This is a genomic window from Micromonospora taraxaci (genome assembly GCF_007830095.1).
Classification (GTDB): Bacteria; Actinomycetota; Actinomycetes; order Mycobacteriales; family Micromonosporaceae; genus Micromonospora; species Micromonospora taraxaci.
In genome coordinates this window covers 1760935-1779256 of the sequence record NZ_VIWZ01000001.1, presented here as the reverse complement: position 1 = coordinate 1779256, position 18322 = coordinate 1760935, and the positions used below count along the sequence as shown (strand labels likewise).

Sequence of the window (18322 nt, the reverse complement as noted above, 5' to 3'; positions counted from 1 at the left end):
CACCGCCGCACCGACACCACTACATCGTGGTTCTTGCACGATCTTGGGAGCCGGGACACCCTTCCGCGCGGGAGCTGACCGCTCCGCACACCCCCGCCCCTCCAAGATCCGCGCAACATCGGGGAAAGTGCTGGCTCGTCGCACGCTGAGGCAGCAACTTCACCGAAGTTGCGCGGATCTTGGCAACCGCACTCGGCGTGGGTGGGGTGCATCCGATGGGGTCAGCTCGGACGGAACCGCAGCGGTGCCGCCAAACCCTGCTCAAGCAGCGAATACGCCAACGGAGAGCACGCTGAACAGCCCGTGTCCAGCACCACAACAATTGCAAAGGACGTTGACAGTCGTCTACGTCACCGATAGCGTCCTTAGACATCGACAGCCACGGGGTCGAATCGCGCACCGCAATTCTCCAATCGCGATGAAACGCCGTTCTGTCGTGCCCGAAAACCCCGACGGGAAGGACCCCAATGAATCGACCGACGCGATTTATCGCGGCCGTGTCCGCAGCGACCTTCTTCGCGTTCCTGGTGCCGTCGGCGGCCCAGGCGGCACCAGCTTCGACGGGCTCCGCCGTCGCGACAACGGTCGCCGCACCCGTCCAGCAGGCTGCTTCCAACCCCGCTGGCTCGGACTTCGTCCCGCTCGGCAACTGCACCGCCGGCATTTTCTGCGGTGAGGTGAAGAACCGGCTGGGCCGATCCGTGAAGCTCTCAGGCAACTGGCCAACCAACAGCAAAACCATGTGGCTGCCGGCCGGCCAGGGCAGCGCATCCGATTCGAGGTACTACTACGAATTCCGGGACACTGACGGTTTCCAGGTGCCCAGCGGATACATTTATTACGACAGCGTGGGTAACAAATATTACCCCGGCTGGCACAAGGTGAACGACCTCCAGGAAGTCACCCTCAACGGTTGGTGCCTCACCTCAGCCTGCAGCTGACGGTCGGCTCCACAATTGCGCGCGTCAGCGGCTACCGGGTCCAAGACTGGCCCGGTAGCCACTGGCGCGTCTCAGTCGACCGAACCCCGCTGGTTGCGCTTCTTGCGGAGTTTGCGGTCGTCGCGCAGCTCGACGTACGGCTCGTCGTCAACGCCGTGACCCGCCGCGATGGCACGGCCGCGCTCCAACTCGGCGTCGAACTCGGCGCCCAGCAGAATCGCGATGTTGCTGAGCCAGAGCCAGACCAAGAAGATGATCACGCCGGCCAGCGTCCCGTACGTCTTGTCGTACGAACCGAAGTTGCTCACGTAGAAGGCGAACAGCCCGGAGATCAGCAGCCAGATCACCACCGCCAGCACACCGCCGGGGCTGACCCAGCGGAAACCACCGTGGCGGGCGTTCGGCGAGGCCCAGTAGAGGATCGCGAACATCAGGCTGACCAGGACCAGCAGCACCGGCCACTTGGCGATGTCCCACACCGCGACCGCCGTCGAGCCGACCCCGATCACGTCGCCGACCGACTCGGCCAAGCGACCGGTGAACACCACGATCACGGCGCTGGCCAGCAGCAGCACCCCGATCACCGCCGTCACGCCCAGCCGGATCGGAAGCGTCTTCCAGATCGGCCGCCCCTCCGGCACGTCGTAGATCGTGTTCGAGGCGCGCATGAACGCGCCGACGTAGCCGGAGGCGGACCAGAACGCCGCTACGAGACCGATGATCGCCGCGACGCTGGCGAGGCCACCGTTGTCAGCGGCACCGATCGCGTCGGTGATGATCTTCCGGATGCTGTCCTCGGGCACCGCCTGGTTGACAGTGTCAGTGACGCCCTGGGTGGCGCTCTCGCCGAGCAGGCCGAGGATCGAGATCAGCACCAGCACGCCGGGGAAGATGGACAGCACCCCGTAGTAGGTGAGTGCCGCCGCCCAGTCGGTCAGGCTGTCGTCCTGGAACTCGCTGAACGTCCGGCGCAGGGCCGGCCGCCTTCCACCCACTGCCGGGCAGGTCGGTGGGGCTGTCCGGCCCCGCGTCGGGACCAACTGGCGCGCTGGCGGGATCACGCTCCTGCTCCCGCTGGGCGGAAGACTCGTTCGAGGCCATCGCCTCTCCTCATCGTCGGCGGTGTCACCTCCGGACATGCCCCGTCAACTGTCGCGCGTAACCCCTACTTGTAGAGCAACCTGCCCATTCGACGCGATGCCACCAGCAGGCCGACCGCCACCACCACCAGCAGGTAGAGCACGTCGAGCAGCCACAGCCACCCGCCGCTGCCCAGCGCGACCCCGCGGATCAGGTGCACCGACCGGTACAGCGGAGTGATCTCGATCAGCCAGTGCAGCACTGTCGGGTAGGCCTGCGCCGGCACGAAGGTGCCGGAGAACAGGAAGAGGGTGAATTGGGCGGAGCCCACCAGGTCGAAATCCTGCCAGCTGCGCATGAAGGTGGAGATCGCCATGCCCAGCGCCCCGAACGCGAACCCGACCAGCACCGCCGCCGGCAGAGCAGTCAGCGCCCGAGTCACGCTGGTCAGGTCCAGAGCGACCATCACCCCGAGGAACGCGGCCGAGTAGGCGCTGCCTCGCAGCATCGCCCAACCCAGTTCACCGACGGCGATCTCGAACGGCCGTACCGGGGTGGCGATCATCCCGTCGTACAGCTTCATGTACTTCATCTTGCCGAAGAAGTTGAAGGTGGTCTCCGCGAGCGCGCCGGTCATCGCCGACGAGGCGAGCATCGCCGGGGCCACGAACGCGGCGTACGAGACCAGTCGTCCGTCCGGCAACGGCAGGTCGCCGACCAGCGCGCCGACGCCCACCCCGATCGACAGCAGGTAGAGCAGCGGCTCCACGAAGCCGGAGAGCAGCAGCAGCCAGTAGACCGACTTCAGCGCCGCGAGGTTGCGCTCGACCACCGAGGCCGACCGCCGGGACGCGGCGGAGACGTCGACAAGCCGGGGCAGGATCAGCGTGACCACGACAAGCCTTCCTAGACGACCAGCTTGCGACGGAACGTGCGCACCGCCAACAGCCAACCGGCGGCGGCCCAGGCACCCAGGTAGAGCACGTGCCCGACGATGGACCACTGCGGGGCGACGCCCAGCGTGGCCGCGCGGCACAGGTCGACGGCATGCCACAGCGGCGTCACGTACGCCAACCACCGCAACGCGTCGGGCAGTGACTCGACCGGGAAGAACACCCCGGCGAAGAGCGTCATCGGGATGACCGCGAACCGGAACAGCATCGCCAGCCAACTGTCGCTGGACACCGACGCCGCGTACGCGAAGGTCGGCGCGGCGACGGCCAGCCCGAGCAACGCGACCACCGGCAGGGTGACCACCGCCCACGGCGAGCGCAACGCCCCGAACAACCCGGTGACCAGCAAGAACGCCGCGATCGTGGTGAGTACCCGAAACAGCACGAAGGCCAGGTGCCCGGCCACGATGTCGCCCACCCGCAACGGTGAGGCAGCCTGCGAGAAGTAGGTCTTGACCCACTGGAAGTTGCTGAACACCGGCCAGGTGGAGTCACCGACTGTCACCTGGAGCGCGGTCGAGGCGATCAGACCGGGCACCAGCCAGTCGAGGTAGCGCACCCCGCCGACGCCCTGGTCGATGTAGGCCCCCACGCCCAGCCCGAAGCCGAGCACGGTCAGCACCGGCAGCAGGAACGAGGAGAACACCCCCGCCCGCCAGGTGCGCCGCAGACCGACCAGGTAGTGCTCGAACACCGCGTACGCCGGCACCCACGGAAACCGCGCCGATCCCGCCACACTCACACGACCACCCCGCCCACTGCGTCGGCACCACGACCTGTCTACCCCGGGGGTACGACAGACCGCCGGTCACCCTACGGCGACGCAGTCGATGTGTCGCCCGGGTTTCGCCGCCTCGACCGGCGCGCCGACCTCGCTCGACGCGACCGCCGCCGGGATCGACTCGGCTTGCAGGAAGTCGGGGTATCAGTCGCCGCGGGATGCCCCGTTCTCCTGAAATCCGAGTCGATCAGGGCTGCGGGCGCGACGTGGCGGTATTGCCGCGAGCGGACACCCCCATATCGCCGACCTGGAGTCGATCACACCCGGCGGACGGGATCAGACCAGACAAACGTGCGCCACGCGCCAGGCGTGAAGACCAGCACCGGCCCGGCCGGATCCTTGGAATCGCGGACGGCCACCAGCCCAGGCAGATTGTCGGCAACCTCCACACAGTTGCCGCCGTCCGGGCCACTACGAGTGCTCTTGCGCCACCGGGCACCGGTCAAATCCATGTCTCCGCCACTTCCGCCATAAGGTCGAGGGACTGCCCGTGCGATAGTGCCTCACCCCGGATTGACTCCCACACCTCGACCATCTGACGCACGTACTCGGATCGGTCGATGACCTGACCGTGACGCTGGCCGGCAAGGTAGACAAGGTCCTCCCCCTGCGTCGAACTAGTGCCGCATCAGGCAACGTTCACCCTGTCGGAGACGCGCCGCTCGGGTCCTGTCCTGGGCGACGGGTGGCCGTCAGGCTATGCGGGTGGCCGAACGAGTACGCGTCCGAGAGATCGACGATGACGAGGGAAGACGCCTGCTGCGGATCGTTCGCCGCGGTACGGGGTCGGTGGTGACCTGGCGGCGGGCCCAGATGGTGCTGCTGTCCGCGCAGGGCATGCCGGTGGCCAAGGTCGCCGAGGTCACGTTCACCAGCGCGGACCGGGTCCGAGACGTGATCCACAACTTCAACACCGACGGCTTCGAGTCCCTCTACCCGAAGTACAGGGGTGGACGGCCGAAGACGTTCACCCTGCCCGAACGGCGTGAGATCAAGAAGATTGCCAAGTCCAGGCCGGTCGAGCACGGCCTGCCGTTTTCGACCTGGAGCCTTACCAAACTGGCGGACTTCCTGGTAGCCGAGGGGGTGGTCGACGACATCAGCCACGAGGGCCTGCGCATCCTGCTCCGCGAGGAAGGCGTCTCCTTTCAACGCATGAAGACCTGGAAGACCTCCCGCGATCCGGATTACGCGGCCAAGAAGGCGCGGGTGGAGCACCTATACGCGATCGCCGACGGCGAGGTCATACCCGAGGACGGCGAGCCGGAGGCGGTGTTCTGCCTGGACGAGTTCGGGCCGCTGAATCTCCAGCCGCACCCCGGCCGGCAGTGGGCCGAACGCGGCGGCAAGGACAAGGACCCCGACCGGGAGCCACGGCCTCGACGGCGGGCGACCTACACCCGCCCGCACGGGGTCCGTCACCTGTTCGCCGCCTACGACCTGGGCAAAGACAAGCTCTACGGCCACATCAAAGAGACCAAGAACCGGTCGAAGTTCCTGGAGTTCTGCCGCTACCTGCGCACCCTCTACCCGGCCACGGTCCGCATCGCCATTGTGTGCGACAACTACTCCCCGCACCTGACCACAAAGCGATGCCGCCGGGTGGCGGACTGGGCCGAAGCCAACAACGTCGAGATCGCCTACACCCCGACCAACTCCTCGTGGCTGAACCGCATCGAGGCCCAGTTCACCGCCCTGCGCTACTTCACCCTCGACGGCACCGACCACCCCAGCCACAAGGCCCAGGGCAGCATGATCCGCCGTTACATCATCTGGCGGAACAAGCACACCGCCGACGAGCGCCTGCACAACGTCGTCGCCCGGGCCAACGTCGCCTGAATCAGGTGACGGCCAGGCGAAAGACCTGCCGGGAACCGCCTTCCGGACCCGGATCGACAGCCTCGGCGGGTGCGAAACCAAGGCGCTCGTAAAAGACACGTGCACCGCTGACGGAGGCACCCGGGTGATCGGCTCCAAAGGTGACCACCTCAACGGCGCCTGGGCCACGCACATACCTGCGCATCGCCTCCGCCATCAGCGCACGACCGACGCCTTTCCCCCGTGACTGCGCAGATACGACAAGCCAGTGGACGTGGTAGGTCGGGGCCTTCGCCGCGAACAACAGCCCACCCAGGAGATCCGGCCCCGAGGAAACAGCGACGATCGCCGTGGACCGACGAACGTGCTTGCGCACAGCGTCATGGAAGCCAAGGTCCTCGACCATCGGGCCGAACCAGCACTCCACCTGGGCCGCCAGGCCAAGGAAGCCATGGAAGTCTTGCTCTCCCGCAAGTCTGACGATCACCCCAGCAGTCTGACAGGAACGAGGCAAACCTTGCCTGATGCGGCACTAGCGATCACGAAGGGCCCTCCGAGCCCAACGTAAGCACCAGCAGAGGTTGGCACCACCTGGATTCGGACCCGGGGGAACGCCGAACCGAGTTTCACGAGGTGCTGAATCTGCTCGCGCATGACTTCCGGCCCGCCAACGGTTCGGCGCAACACGTGCTCGTCGATCAGGGCAGTGAGCAGCGGTGGCCGGTCACGCGCGAGCAGCGCCTGCCGGTCCAGCCTGGTTGACACCTGTTGCTCGATCTCGTCCGGCGCGAACAGCCCGCCGCCGGTCAGTAGTGCGCGCGCGTAGCCCTCGGTCTGCAACAAACCTGGCACGCAGAGCGGCTCGAACCAGCGCAGCGCTGTGGTCTCCTGTTCGATGCCGGCCCAGTCGCGGAACCAGGGCACGACTGTCTCGCGGCTGATCCGCCGTTGGATGCGCTCGAACCTCCCGTCGGCCTGGAACACGGCGTCACACCGCCGCGCGAAGTCCAGACTTGGCCGGCGCTCGGACGTCTCCACCTTGGCGACGAGCGCCCCGGAATAGCTCAACGCCTCGGCCAGCGCCGCCTGTGACATCCCAGCGGTGGCCCGAGCCAGCCGCAGCTCCTCGGCGAAGTGCTCCAGCATGGACGAACCTTCCACGGACAACCCCCGTACATCTTCGTACCGTGCTGGGCCGCTCGCCGTACGCGCTGGTCGTCGGCGTGCGGAACCTCCCACCGTAGTCGGGTCCTCACCAGACTGTCACACAGCGGAACCGCTCACGGGATCGAACGGCGGGCGGAATCAGGCCGGGAGCGCCCCGTGAACCCCCGATCCGGGGCGCTCCCACCCACCCGATGGAGGTTCCTTCGTGCGACTCACCTGGTCGGCTCATGACGGTGGCGGGCACTGATGCCCCGGTACCGCCCGCACGTGGCGGCACGCCCGTCCTGGCGCTGCCGGGTCTGCGGCGCGGCGTGGCCCTGCTCGCCGGCTCGCCTGTCGCTGCTCGGCGAGTACCGCGAGGACCGGATCGGCCTGCTCGTCTACCTCGCTGCACTGCTCGACGAGGCGGCCGGTGACCTGCCCGGACAGGATCTGCTGACCGAACGATTCCTCACCTGGGCCAGCGCCCGTTGAGCGGTGCTCGTCGGCGGTTGGTCAGGCCGGTCGGTACGCGCGGACCAGCGCCTGCACTGCGTAACCGAGCAGCAGCAGTCCCGCGCCGACGCCGACCACCAGGCCGGCGGAGACCGCCGAGGCGAGGCCGGTGACGAGCCCTGCCGCCGCGACCAGGCACAGCGCGACGCCGAGCGGACGAAGCAGTGGGTCCCGCAGGAGCGGGGCGAGCGGGAAGAAGTGCAGACCGACCACCAGGCAGACCAGCACCGGCACGTACTCGGACCGGTCGGCGGCGATCAGCACGGCGGCACCCAGCCCAGCGGCGGCGAACTCGGCGACGACGATGAGCAGGTACGGGCGGTCGGCTGCCCGGTCCCGGGGGCTGCCGACCCCGCGGAGTCGGGCGGACAGCACACCGCCCAGCACTGCGGTGAGCAGTGCGGCGATGCTGCCCACCACGAGCAGGGCCCGCAGCGGTTGCTCGGCCGCCGGCACACTGAACCAGACCATCGCGAAGATGCCCAGGTAGAGAGCGGTCAGCCCGGTCTGACGTCGGTTGGCGGCCAACAGATCGGACATGAAACCTCCTGGGGTGGGACTGACCGGCGGTCCCAGACGTTGATCGACTCGGATTTCAGGGAATCGGGCTGTCCACCCCGCTGTGACACCCCGACTTTCAGGAAGCCGAGTGGATCTTCGCGGGCGCGGGGTCGATAGGCCCAAGATCAGAATGGTCAGTCGACGAGCGTGCGGCCGGTCAGGTGCAGGAAGACGTCCTCCAGGCCGCTGCGCCGGACCAGCACGTTGGCCGGGTTGAGCCCCAACGCCGTGACCTCGGCGACCGCCGCATCGCCGTCCGGCACGTAGAGCAGGACCCGGTCGGGCAGCACCTCGACCCGCTCCCCCAGCCCGGCGAGCTTGCCAGCGAACGGCTCCTGGGACTCGGCGGCGAAGCGCAGCTCGACCACCTCGCGGGTGGAGTGCTGCTCGATCAGGGCGCGCGGCGAGCCCTCCGCGACGATCCGCCCGCCGTCCATCACCACGAGGCGGTCGCAGAGCTGCTCGGCCTCGTCCATGTAGTGCGTGGTGAGCACCAGCGTGACGCCCTGCTGCTTGAGCCGGAACAGGCGCTCCCACACCAGGTGTCGGGCCTGCGGGTCGAGCCCGGTGGTCGGCTCGTCCAGCAGCACGATCTCCGGGTCGTTGACCAGGGCGCGGGCGATTGTCAACCGACGCTTCATGCCGCCGGACAGCGGCTCGACCTTGCTGTCGGCCCGCTCGGTGAGCTGGACGAAGTCGAGCAGCTCGGCCGCGCGCTCCCGGGCAGCCCGGCGGGAGATGCCGAAGTAGCGGGCGTAAACGGTCAGGTTTTCCCGGACTGTCAACTCCGGATCGAGATTGTCCAGCTGCGGGCACACACCGAGACGCGCCCGGATCGCCGGCCCGTCGGCCACCGGGTCGAGGTCGAGAATGCGCAGCTCGCCGGCGCTGGGCGGGGAGATGCAGCCGACCATCCGCATGGTGGAGGACTTGCCGGCGCCGTTGGGCCCGAGGAAACCGAACGCCTCACCCGAGCGGACCTCGACGTCGATGCCGTCCACTGCGGTGAAGTCACCGAACCGCTTCACCAGCCCGCGAGCCTGAATCAGTGGTCGCCCCAAAGTCACCGCCCGACCCTAACCGCCGGGTCCGACAGCCCTCCACGCAAATATCCGCCGCGACCGGCCATCCGCACCACCGACCTCCGCAGAACCGCCGCCGCGCCACGGCCGGCGGGACCTATCCGCCGAAACGCCGATCGATGCCCCACGCGCCGACCGATCGACGTGTATCGTCCCTCCGTGTCGCCCATCAGTACGCCCGATGGTTCGTCGCCCCCTGCCCGACCAGCCAACTCTCCCGCCGGCGAGCCCGCGGGCAGCACCGACCGTGCGGCACCCCGACCGCGCCCGACGCCCGAGCCAGACGGCACCTCCAGGCCTGCCCCGAGCACCAAGGAAGCGACCGGGCCACGCCCGAGCGACGCGACCACGCCACACCCCAGCGCGGTCCACCTGGGCACAGCCGACCGGACGGGTTCCGCCGATGCCGCCGAACGGGCCACCCGCGACCTCGCCGCCCAGTTCGAGGACGAGAAGCCGGGCCGGGTGCTGAACGGGCCAACGGGTCTGCTCCTCACCGGGGTGTCGCTGGCGGTCGGCGCACTCGCTCTCTGGCAGGTGTTCCGCCCACTGTCGCAGGGCAGCAAGTACTACTTGATCATCTTTCTCGCCGGCGTACTCCCTCTTGTTTTTCTTGCCTACCCGGCCGACCTGCGGCTGCCGGCCCGCTTCCGCGCCCGGCGACGGCGCATCGACAGCGACAGCGACAGCACCGACGGCAACAACGCCGACCGTGACAGCGAAAGCACCCGGGCGCGGCCGACCGCCACCGACTGGGTGCTGGTCGCGCTGGCCGCGGCAGCCTGTCTCTACCCCGTCCTGCCGATCCCGATCGGTACGGGTGGCGGCGGCTACAACGCCTTCCTCGACCGGCAGGGCCTGCTGGCGCCGGTGGACCTGGTGCTGGGCACCGTCCTGCTGCTTCTGCTGCTGGAGGCCTGCCGGCGCACCACCGGGTGGATCCTGCCGGCGGTCTGCCTGCTGTTCCTCGGTTACGGCTACTACGGCGGGTTGCTGCCGCAGTCCTGGCCGGTCGCCCACGCCGGCCTCGACTTCAGCCAACTGGTGGACGCGTTCTACAACTCCGACAGCGGTTTCTACGGCACTCCCCTGGACGTGGCCGCCTCGTACATCGTGCTGTTCACCATCTACGGCGCGGTGCTGGAGCTGTCCGGGGCCGGGCGGTTCTTCGTCGAGTTGTCGGCTGCCGCGTTCCGCCGCTCGCGCACCGCCGCCGGTCGCACGGCGGTGGCCTCCGGTTTCCTGCTCGGCACCGTCTCCGGCTCCGGGGCGGCGACGACGGTGAGCATCGGGGCGGTCACCTGGCCGCTGCTGCGCCGCGCCGGCTATCCGCCGGAACGGGCCGGTGGCATGTTGGCGGCGGCCGGGGTGGGCGCCATCCTCTCCCCGCCGACCCTGGGCGCTGCGGCGTTCATCATCGCCGAGTACCTGGGCGTCTCGTACCTCCAGGTGCTGGGCTGGGCGACGGTGCCCACGGTGCTCTACTACCTGGGCATCCTGCTCTCGGTGGAGATCGACGCGCGCCGTTCCGGTGTGCGGCCGGTCGTGATCGACGTCGGCTCGCCGTGGCGTCTGCTGGCCCGTTTCGGCTACCACTTCGCCTCGCTGATCGCCATCATCGTGTTCCTGGCGGTCGGTGTCTCCGCGACGAGAGCTGTCGTCTTCGCCATCGTCCTCGCCGCCGCGTTGTCCTACCTGGATCGCGCGCACCGGCTCACCCCGGCCCGGCTGGTGACCGCGCTCGTCACCGGTGTACGCGGCGTGCTCGCGGTGACGGCGGTCTGCGCCGCCGCCGGCATCATCACGGCGACCACCACGAAGACCGGCCTCGGGCCACAGGCGGCGGCGTTGCTGATCGGCGGGGCGAAGGTGGCCACCTCGGACCCGACAATGGTTCTGGTGCTCACCGCGCTGCTCGCCGCCGTCGCGCTCAGCCTGCTGGGCCTGGCCGTGCCGGTCACCGCCTCGTTCGTGATCGGTTGGGTGATCGTCGGCCCGGCCCTGCTCGACCTGGGCGTGACAGCGCCCGCCGCGGCGATGTTCGTGTTCTACTTCGCGGTCCTGTCCGAGGTGTCGCCGCCGACCGCGCTCGCCGCGGTGGCCGCCGCCGCGGTCACCGGCGGTCGGCTGGTGCCGACCATGTGGCAGACCCTGCGGTACGCGCTGCCGGCGTACCTGACCCCGATCGCGTTCGTCATCACGCCGGCCGGCCTGGGTCTGCTCGGCATCGGCGGCGTCCAGCGGATCGCGTTCGCCGCCGTGGTCACCGCGCTCAGCGTCGCGGTGCTCGCCGTCGCCGCCGGTGGCTGGCTGCCCGGTGTGGGCCCCGCCGGCGTACCGGAGCGGGTGCTGGGCGCGCTCGCCGGCGTCACATTGCTCTGGCTCGAACCCGTGCCGGTCGCCGTCGGCACGGCGCTGGCCGCCGTCGCGGCGGCGGGCGTGTTCATCCGACGGAGATCCACGGGCCGACCGCGAACACCAAAAGAGGAGAAACTGTGAGACGAATCGACGTACGGCTCGCGGCGGGTCTCAGCGTGCTCGCCCTCGTCGCGGGTTGCGGGGGTCAGCAGGGCGGCGCGGACACTGACGACGCGGCCAGCGAGGTCACCTGCGAGGTGACCAAGGAGACCCGCGTCGGCATCGCCACCGGCAACGCGACAGGCGTCTACTACGTGGTCGGCAACGCCCTGGCCGGGCAGTTGTCCGGGGCGACCGGTGGCAAGCTCACCGGCACCGCCGCCGAGACCGGCGCGTCGGTGCAGAACGTCGAACAGCTCGTCGGCGGCCAGTACGACGTGGCGTTCTCCCTGTTCGACACGGCCGTGAACGCGGTCGAGGGCAAGGGCAGCTTCACCGCGCCGCAGCCGGTGCAGGCACTGGCCCGCATCTACGACAACTACACGCAGGTGGTGGTCCGCAACGACTCCGGGATCACCTCGGTGGCCGACATGCGCGGCAAGCGAATCTCCACCGGTTCGCCGAAGTCCGGCACGGAGGTGATCGCCAACCGGCTGCTGGAGGCCGCCGGTCTCGACCCGGCCAAGGACATCCGGGCGCAGCGTCTCGACCTGACCAAGACGGTCGAGGGGATCAAGGACGGCAGTGTCGACGGGTTCTTCTGGTCGGGTGGTCTGCCCACCGGGGGCCTGACCGACCTGTTCACCACGGCCGGCGACACGGTGACGTTCGTCGGGCTCGCGCCGCTGCTGCCGAAGATGGCCGCGCTGAGCCCCGGCTACCAGGAAGGCACGATCGGGCGGGACGTGTACAAGACGGCGGCCGACACCCCGACGATCGTCGTACCCAATGTGTTGTTGGTCCGCAAGGACCTGGACGCCAACGTCACCTGCGCGATCACCCGGACCGTGTTCGAGAAGCGCGACGCCCTGGCCCAGGCCAACCCGGCAGCCAAGGGGATCTCGCTGGAGAGGGCCCGCAGGACCCTGCCGGTGCCTCTGCACCGGGGCGCCGACAAGGCACTGAAGGACCTCGGGGCGAACTGACCCGACCGGTCAGAGGTCGGCGGGCGCGGTCGCGGCGCGCGCCACGCCGACCAGGCGGTCGGTCTCGGCGAGCACTGTCTCGTCGCCTGCCGGTGTGCCGGGGTCGAGTCGGACCGTCCAGGTCAGACCGTCGGCCCCGGCCGTCCGACGGGCCGCGACCCGCGCCGCGCCGCCGGGCACCGGCTGGTGCTCGGTGTACGCGACCGAGCGGGTCACCCGCGCCCGCACCTGGTGTGGCAGCTCACGCGGGTCGAGGAGGAAGTACGTCTCGGCCGGGCCGTCGGCCACCACTGTGTAGCCGTCGCGTTCGATGACGGTCTCGGCGGGTGTGACTGTCAGCTCCCGGCCGGACCAGACGGCCTTGAGGATGTCGTGCCAACCCAGCCGGTGCCCCCGCCCGGGCAGCCACAGCCCGAGGTTGGTGGCGACCACCACGCCGTCGCCCTCGCCGTTGCCGACCGCCGCCCAGGCCAGCACGCGCTCGTCGGCGGCCAGTGGGGGCCGGTCGGCCGGTGGCAGTTTCGGCTTGCGGCTGAACAGTCCCATCTAGAGGCCTCCCGCAGCCTGCTCGCGGAGCGCCCGGGCGTGCTGCTCCAGGGACAGCAGCTCACCGAAGGCCGCGAAGTACTCGTCCTTGTTGTTGACCGGGTTGATCCGCTGGATGCGCGACTTGAGGTCCCGGATCCGGGCGGTCACCGACCCGAACTGCACCCGCGCCATGGTGATCGACACGTAGCGTGGGTCCGGCTCCCCGTCGATGCGCAGCGGCTCCACCGCCAACTCGCCGACCAGCGCCGCCGCCGCCAGGTCGTCGCAGGCGTCGCGGACCGACTCGATCCAGACCGCGCCGCCGGTCGCCGACGCGGCACCACCGGCAGCCGCGATGGCCGTACGCACCGCGATGTGCACGGGGTGGCGGTATTCCGACGCCTCGACCGCGTCGAACATCGGCCCGGCCAGGACCGGCTGTTGGAGAGCGAGCTTCAGCGCCTCCCGCTCGACCATCGACTGAGGGCTGTCCACCGCCGGCTCGGGGCGGGCCTGTGCGGGGCGGCCGGCGGGTGCGGCGTCGCGGGCGCCGGACGGCGGGGTGTTGGCGGCGGCGAGCACCGCCCGCTGCACCGGCTCGATCTCCATGCCGAGGTCCATGGCGAGCTTGCGGACGTACTCCGGGCGCTTCTCCCGGTCCTTGAGGCGCGCGACCAGCGGCGCGGCGTGCCGCATGGCCTCGACCCGGCCGTCGACGGTGTCCAGGTCGAAGCGGCCGATCACGTGTCGCAGCGCGAAGTCGACGAGCGGCTCGCGGCGTGCGACCAGGTCCCGTACCGCCAGGTCACCCTTGGCCAGCCGCAGGTCGCACGGGTCCATGTTGTCCGGGCTGACGGCGATGAACGTGCGGCCGACGAAACGCTGGTCGTCCTCGAAGGCGCGCAGTGCCGCCTTCTGGCCGGCGGCGTCACCGTCGAAGGTGAAGATGATCTCGCCGGCCACCTCGTCGCTGTCGAACAGGAGGCGGCGCAGAACAGCGATGTGGTCCGCGGCGAAGGCGGTGCCACAGGTCGCCACAGCAGTGGTCACCCCGGCCAGGTGGCAGGCCATCACGTCGGTGTAACCCTCGACGATCACCGCCCGCCCCTGCTTGGCGATCTCCCGTTTGGCCTGGTCGACGCCGTAGAGCACCTGCGACTTCTTGTAGATCGGCGTCTCGGGGGTATTCAGGTACTTCGGGCCGTCGTCGTCGTCGAAGAGTTTGCGGGCGCCGAAGCCGATCACGTCGCCGGCGAGGTCGCGGATGGGCCAGAGCAGCCGGCGGCGGAACCTGTCGATCAGGCTGCCGGAACGGGCCTCCCGGGACAGCCCGGCCGTGACCAGCTCCTGGTGGGTGAAACCCTGCTGGCGCAGGTGCTTGGTGAGCAGGTCCCAGCCGTCCGGCGCGAAGCCGCAGCCGTAACGCTCGGCGGCGGCCCGGTCGAACCCGCGCTTGGCCAGGAACTCCCGTGCCGGTCGAGCGCCAGCCGTGCCGAGCTGCGCCCGGTAGAACTCGACCGCCGCGGCGTGCGCGGCGACCAGGCGCTGACGCTGGCCCTGCTGCGGTCGCGGGCGCGGGGTGCCCTTGTCGTCCTCGATGTAGCGCAGTTGGATGCCGGCGCGGCCGGCCAGCCGCTCGACGGACTCCACGAAGCTGAGGTGGTCGGCGTCCATCAGGAACTTGATCGCGTCGCCGCCGGCCCCGCAGCCGAAGCAGTACCAGACGTTGCGGGCCGGCGAGACGTTGAACGACGGGCTCTTCTCGTCGTGGAACGGGCACAGACCCTTGAGGTTGCCGCCGCCGGCGGACTTCAGGGTGACGGTCTCGGAGATCACATCCCCGATCGAGGTGCGTTCCCGGACCAGTGCGATGTCCTCGTCCCGGATCCGCCCAGCCATACGCCACCCCCTCCGCGTACATCCTGCCCTGCCGGACCGACGACACGGCGGCCGGGGGACGCCGGTGTGGCGACCACCGCTGCCGGCTGGGCGGTTCCGGCCCGCAGGCCGTGTCCGCCCGGGGACCATGACCAGATGCGCAGGGTACGCACCGCCGCCCCCCACCTGCCCGGATGGGTGGCCGCGTGGATGGGGTTGGGCGGACAGGCCCCGCAGGCGGACGAGGCCGGTCACCGCCACGCCACCTGGCTGGAACTCTTCCTCGACCTCATCTTCGTGTACGCGCTGGCGGCCGTGGTGCGCCGACTGGGCGACGAGCCGAGCCCGTCGCCGACGGCAGTGCTGGCCGTGATCGGGCTCTTCGTGGTGATCCAGTGGGCCTGGATGGGGCAGGTCTACTACGACACCCGGTTCGATCCGGACGACGCGCTGCACCGGTTGCTGGTGCTCGTCGCCCTGGTCGGGGCGGGCGCGATGACGCTCGGCGTCGACGAGGTTCCGGAGAGCGTGCTCCTGCCGGTCGGGTACCTGATCGTGCGGGGGGTGCTGCTCCTGCTGTACCTGCGGGCCCGGCCGACCAGTCCGATGGCCCGCATGGTGACGAACGTCTACCTGATCGGCTTCGGGTCGGGCTGGCTGATCTGGTTGGCGTCGCTGCCAGCTCCCACCGAGCTGCGCCCGGTCCTGTGGGTCGTCGCGATGGTCATCGAACTGGCCACACCCTGGGTCGGTGTGCGTTGGCTCAACAACTGGCCGGTGGACAACAGGCACCTGCCGGAACGGATCGGGCAGTTCACCATCATCGTGCTGGGTAGCGCGCTGGCCAGCCTGCTCTTCGCCGTGCCGGACCACCCCCCGCCACACATGATCCTCACCGCCGCGACGGCGTTCCTGATCCCGGCAGCAGTCTGGTGGGTCTACACCACGTTCGTCACCACCCGCCTGCTCCAGAGTCGGCTCCGCGGGGGGCAGGCGTACAGCTACCTGCACATCCCGCTCGGTGGCGCGCTGCTGCTGCTCGGTTGGGCACTGGGGCAGGTGGTACGCCTGGTGGACGACAACGCGACCCACCTCCCGCTGGAGTTACGGCTGCTGCTGGGCGCGTCGATGGTGGTCTGGACGGCATGCGGCCTGGCCCTGTACTGGCTGTGGACCCGGCCGAGCGCCGCCCGGTTGGCGATCGCCGCCTACGGGGTGGTGTCGGTCAGCGTGATCACCACGACGGTGCACCAGCCGAGGCTGATGCTGTTGCTGCTCGCGGCCGCGGTCGTCGGGTACGCGGTGCTGCTCAGCCGTCGACTCGCCAGGGCCAGCGAGGCCAATCGCACGCTTGAGGGATGAGCGACCCTCAGGCGGCCCTGGCCCCCTCGACGGGCGTCTCCTCCTCGGCCGCCACCTGCCGGTTCCAGTCCGCCTTGGTGGATCGCCAACCCTCGTCGTCCATGCCACGCCGCCAGTAACCGGAGATGGAGAGCCGGTCGAGCGGCACACCCCGCTCACCGCGCAGCAGCCGGCGCAGGTGCCGGACGAAGGCCGCCTCACCGTGCACGAAGGCGTGCACCTGCCCGGCCGGGAACTCCAACGCCCGCACCGCCTCGACCAGCGCCTCGCCCACCGGGCGCTCGCCGCGGTGCAACCAGGTCAGCTCGACCGCCCCCGGGCTGAGCAGCTTCTGCTCCTCCTCCGGGTCGGCGATCTCCACGAAGACGTGGGCCGGGGCGCCCAGGGGCAGCCGCTCCAGCGCGGCGGCGATCGCCGGCAGGGCGCTCTCGTCGCCGACCAGCAGGTGCCAGTCCGCGTCCGGACTCGGCGCGTACGCCCCGCCGGGTCCGACGAAGTGCACGGGATCACCCGGGCGAAGCGCGGCGGCCCAGGGACCGGCAAGCCCTTCGTCGCCGTGGTGCACCACGTCGACCGTCAACTCCTGCGCCAGCGGATCCCAGCGCCGCACCGTGTAGGCGCGCAGCCGGGGCCACTGCTCGCGGGGAAGGTCCCGGCGGATCGCGGCGAGGTCCAACGGCTGCGGGTATGCGACACCGGCCTGCGGGAACACCACCTTGATGTAGTGGTCGGTGAACTCGCCCACCGGCAGACCGGTCAGCTCGTCCCCACCGAGGACGAGCCGGATCAGGTGCGGGGTGGGCCGCTCGGTGCGCAGCACCCGGGCCGTGGTGACGTTCCTGGGGCGTTCCGTCATGCCAGTTAGGCTAGCCTAAGCTGCCCCGCCATGAGTCGGCGGTGCAGTTCCGCCAACGAGGCGGGTGTGCCAGGTCACCGCCGCCGGGTCGGTGAGCGAGGCGACCTGGTCGACCACCACCCGCAGTCGGGCCGCGTCGTCCGGGGCCGCTCGCCACAGCGCCGCGAAGATCGGGTCGAGCCCGTCCGGCGCGCGCCGGACCAGCGCGGCGACCACCTCGGCCAGCATCGTCCGCTGCCGCTCGTAGCGACCCCGGAAGCCGGACCGGCGCATCACGTACCGCAGCGCGATGCCCTTGAGCAGGGCACACTGCGCCCGGACCAGCCGGGGCACCACCAGGTCGGCGGCGTAACGGCGGTGCGGCCCGGGCCCGAAGCGCTCCTCCGTGGCAGCCACCGCGGCGGACACGAACCTCCCGGTCACCCCGCTGGTGGTCGCCTTCAACGCGACCTGCGCCCGGTGGCTGCCGTCGTACCCCGCCAGCGGGGCGAGCAGCGGGTCGGCCAGCAACTCGACAAGCACCTCGGCCAGGTCGCCGGCGGACTCCCCCGAGTACGCGCCCGCCACGTCGGCGCAGAGCGCGGCCCGCTCGTCGGCGTCGGTCAGCAACGGGCGCAGCGTCACGTACCCGCCGTGGATGCCGTCCTCCACGTCGTGCACCGAGTACGCGACGTCGTCGGCCCAGTCCATCACCTGCGCCTCCAGGCAGCGCCGGTCGCCGGGCGCGCCGTCCCGGATCCAGGCGAAGACCTCCGCGTCGTCGGCGTACACCCCGAACTTGCGCTCGCCGGGACGGCGCGGCCAGGGATACTTGCCGATAGCGTCGAGCGACGCCCTGGTCAGGTTGAGCCCGGCGGACGAGCCGTCCGGGGCGATCACCTTCGCCTCCAGACGGGTCAACACCCGCAGGGTCTGCGCGTTGCCCTCGAACCCGCCGCACGGCGTGGCGAGAAGATCCAGGGCCGCCTCGCCGTTGTGCCCGAAGGGCGGGTGCCCGAGGTCGTGGGCGAGCCCGGCCACGTCCACCACGTCCGGGTCACACCCCAACCGGGCACCCATCTCCCGGGCGATCTGGGCCACCTCGAGCGAGTGGGTCAGCCGCGTACGCAGGAAGTCGTCGGTGCCGGCGGTGTGCACCTGGGTCTTGGTGGCCAACCGCCGGAATGCTGCGGAGTGCAGGACCCGGGCGCGGTCGCGCTCGTACGGTGAGCGGCGGTGCCCGGTGTCCTTGGGCGACTCCTCGACCAGCCGGGCATCCGCCGCAGCGGGCTCACTGCTCACGCAGCCGCCGCTGTTCGCGACCGTGGGGCTCGCAAA

16 protein-coding genes and 3 pseudogenes are annotated in these 18322 nt (G+C 70.1%); 6 read left to right on the top strand and 13 right to left on the bottom strand.

Annotated elements, in window-relative coordinates:
* Positions 1-467: 467 nt before the first annotated feature.
* Positions 468-941: a hypothetical protein gene (locus tag FHU34_RS32880; protein WP_167524773.1), complete on the top strand. Its 474-nt coding sequence runs from the start codon at positions 468-470 to the stop codon at positions 939-941.
* Positions 942-1012: 71 nt separating this feature from the next.
* Here FHU34_RS32880 and FHU34_RS08490 read toward each other — a convergent pair.
* The 5 genes and pseudogenes from FHU34_RS08490 to FHU34_RS33565 form a co-directional block, all read right to left on the bottom strand.
* Positions 1013-2042: pseudogene (locus FHU34_RS08490) on the bottom strand (YihY/virulence factor BrkB family protein).
* 64 nt (positions 2043-2106) lie between these two features.
* Complete coding sequence (locus FHU34_RS08485; RefSeq protein ID WP_145779461.1) at positions 2107-2916, bottom strand: ABC transporter permease; 810 nt, start codon at positions 2914-2916, stop codon at positions 2107-2109.
* An 11-nt stretch (positions 2917-2927) separates the two neighbouring features.
* Positions 2928-3716 carry an ABC transporter permease gene (locus tag FHU34_RS08480; protein ID WP_145779460.1) on the bottom strand — a complete coding sequence of 263 codons (789 nt, stop codon included), beginning with the start codon at positions 3714-3716 and terminating at the stop codon, positions 2928-2930.
* Positions 3717-4012: 296 nt separating this feature from the next.
* Entirely contained in the window at positions 4013-4207 is a 195-nt protein-coding gene (locus FHU34_RS08475) for a DUF397 domain-containing protein (protein ID WP_145779459.1), read from the bottom strand.
* Positions 4198-4353 (bottom strand): annotated as a pseudogene (locus tag FHU34_RS33565) (helix-turn-helix domain-containing protein); the annotation flags it as partial. The pseudogene FHU34_RS33565 and the gene FHU34_RS08475, both read right to left, overlap by 10 nt.
* 107 nt (positions 4354-4460) lie before the next feature.
* Here FHU34_RS33565 and FHU34_RS08465 point away from each other — a divergent pair.
* Positions 4461-5594, top strand: a complete 1134-nt coding sequence (locus FHU34_RS08465) for an IS630 family transposase (protein ID WP_341874427.1) — start codon at positions 4461-4463, stop codon at positions 5592-5594.
* Between the two features lies 1 nt (position 5595).
* Here FHU34_RS08465 and FHU34_RS08460 read toward each other — a convergent pair whose 3' ends face one another.
* Together FHU34_RS08460 and FHU34_RS08455 are read right to left on the bottom strand one after the other, a co-directional pair.
* The gene (locus FHU34_RS08460) at positions 5596-6060 is read right to left on the bottom strand and encodes a GNAT family N-acetyltransferase (protein ID WP_167524772.1); all 465 of its coding nucleotides are present in this window, start codon (positions 6058-6060) and stop codon (positions 5596-5598) included.
* Positions 6057-6719, bottom strand: a complete 663-nt coding sequence (locus FHU34_RS08455) for a helix-turn-helix domain-containing protein (protein WP_145779457.1) — start codon at positions 6717-6719, stop codon at positions 6057-6059. The genes FHU34_RS08460 and FHU34_RS08455 overlap by 4 nt, the downstream gene beginning before the upstream one ends.
* Before the next feature lie 267 nt (positions 6720-6986).
* On the opposite strand from FHU34_RS08455, the gene FHU34_RS08450 reads away from it, so the two are divergent.
* On the top strand, positions 6987-7214 hold the full coding sequence (locus FHU34_RS08450) for a flavin reductase (RefSeq protein ID WP_145779456.1): 228 nt from the start codon (positions 6987-6989) through the stop codon (positions 7212-7214).
* Between the two features lie 21 nt (positions 7215-7235).
* Here the strand turns inward: FHU34_RS08450 and FHU34_RS08445 are convergent, their stop codons facing one another.
* Both FHU34_RS08445 and FHU34_RS08440 read right to left on the bottom strand, forming a co-directional pair.
* A complete protein-coding gene (locus tag FHU34_RS08445; protein ID WP_145779455.1) occupies positions 7236-7775 on the bottom strand; it encodes a hypothetical protein in 540 nt (179 codons plus the stop codon).
* 155 nt (positions 7776-7930) lie between these two features.
* Positions 7931-8863: an ABC transporter ATP-binding protein gene (locus FHU34_RS08440; protein ID WP_145779454.1), complete on the bottom strand. Its 933-nt coding sequence runs from the start codon at positions 8861-8863 to the stop codon at positions 7931-7933.
* Positions 8864-9037: 174 nt separating this feature from the next.
* Between FHU34_RS08440 and FHU34_RS08435 the strand changes: the two genes are divergently transcribed.
* Entirely contained in the window at positions 9038-11377 is a 2340-nt protein-coding gene (locus tag FHU34_RS08435) for a TRAP transporter fused permease subunit (RefSeq protein WP_145779453.1), read from the top strand.
* A complete protein-coding gene (locus FHU34_RS08430; RefSeq protein ID WP_145779452.1) occupies positions 11374-12381 on the top strand; it encodes a TAXI family TRAP transporter solute-binding subunit in 1008 nt (335 codons plus the stop codon). Before FHU34_RS08435 ends, FHU34_RS08430 begins: the two co-directional genes overlap by 4 nt.
* A 9-nt stretch (positions 12382-12390) precedes the next feature.
* On the opposite strand, the gene FHU34_RS08425 is transcribed toward FHU34_RS08430, so the two are convergent.
* Together FHU34_RS08425 and dnaG are read right to left on the bottom strand one after the other, a co-directional pair.
* Complete coding sequence (locus tag FHU34_RS08425) at positions 12391-12927, bottom strand: hypothetical protein (protein ID WP_145779451.1); 537 nt, start codon at positions 12925-12927, stop codon at positions 12391-12393.
* Positions 12928-14830, bottom strand: a pseudogene (dnaG, locus tag FHU34_RS08420) (DNA primase).
* A 113-nt stretch (positions 14831-14943) separates the two neighbouring features.
* On the opposite strand from dnaG, the gene FHU34_RS08415 reads away from it, so the two are divergent.
* Positions 14944-16149, top strand: coding sequence for a low temperature requirement protein A (locus tag FHU34_RS08415; protein ID WP_145779449.1), 1206 nt, complete (start codon positions 14944-14946; stop codon positions 16147-16149).
* A 7-nt stretch (positions 16150-16156) separates the two neighbouring features.
* On the opposite strand, the gene FHU34_RS08410 is transcribed toward FHU34_RS08415, so the two are convergent.
* Together FHU34_RS08410 and FHU34_RS08405 are read right to left on the bottom strand one after the other, a co-directional pair.
* Positions 16157-17005 carry a siderophore-interacting protein gene (locus FHU34_RS08410; RefSeq protein ID WP_145779448.1) on the bottom strand — a complete coding sequence of 283 codons (849 nt, stop codon included), beginning with the start codon at positions 17003-17005 and terminating at the stop codon, positions 16157-16159.
* Between the two features lie 15 nt (positions 17006-17020).
* A complete protein-coding gene (locus tag FHU34_RS08405; protein ID WP_145779447.1) occupies positions 17021-18286 on the bottom strand; it encodes a deoxyguanosinetriphosphate triphosphohydrolase in 1266 nt (421 codons plus the stop codon).
* Positions 18287-18322 lie beyond the last annotated feature (36 nt).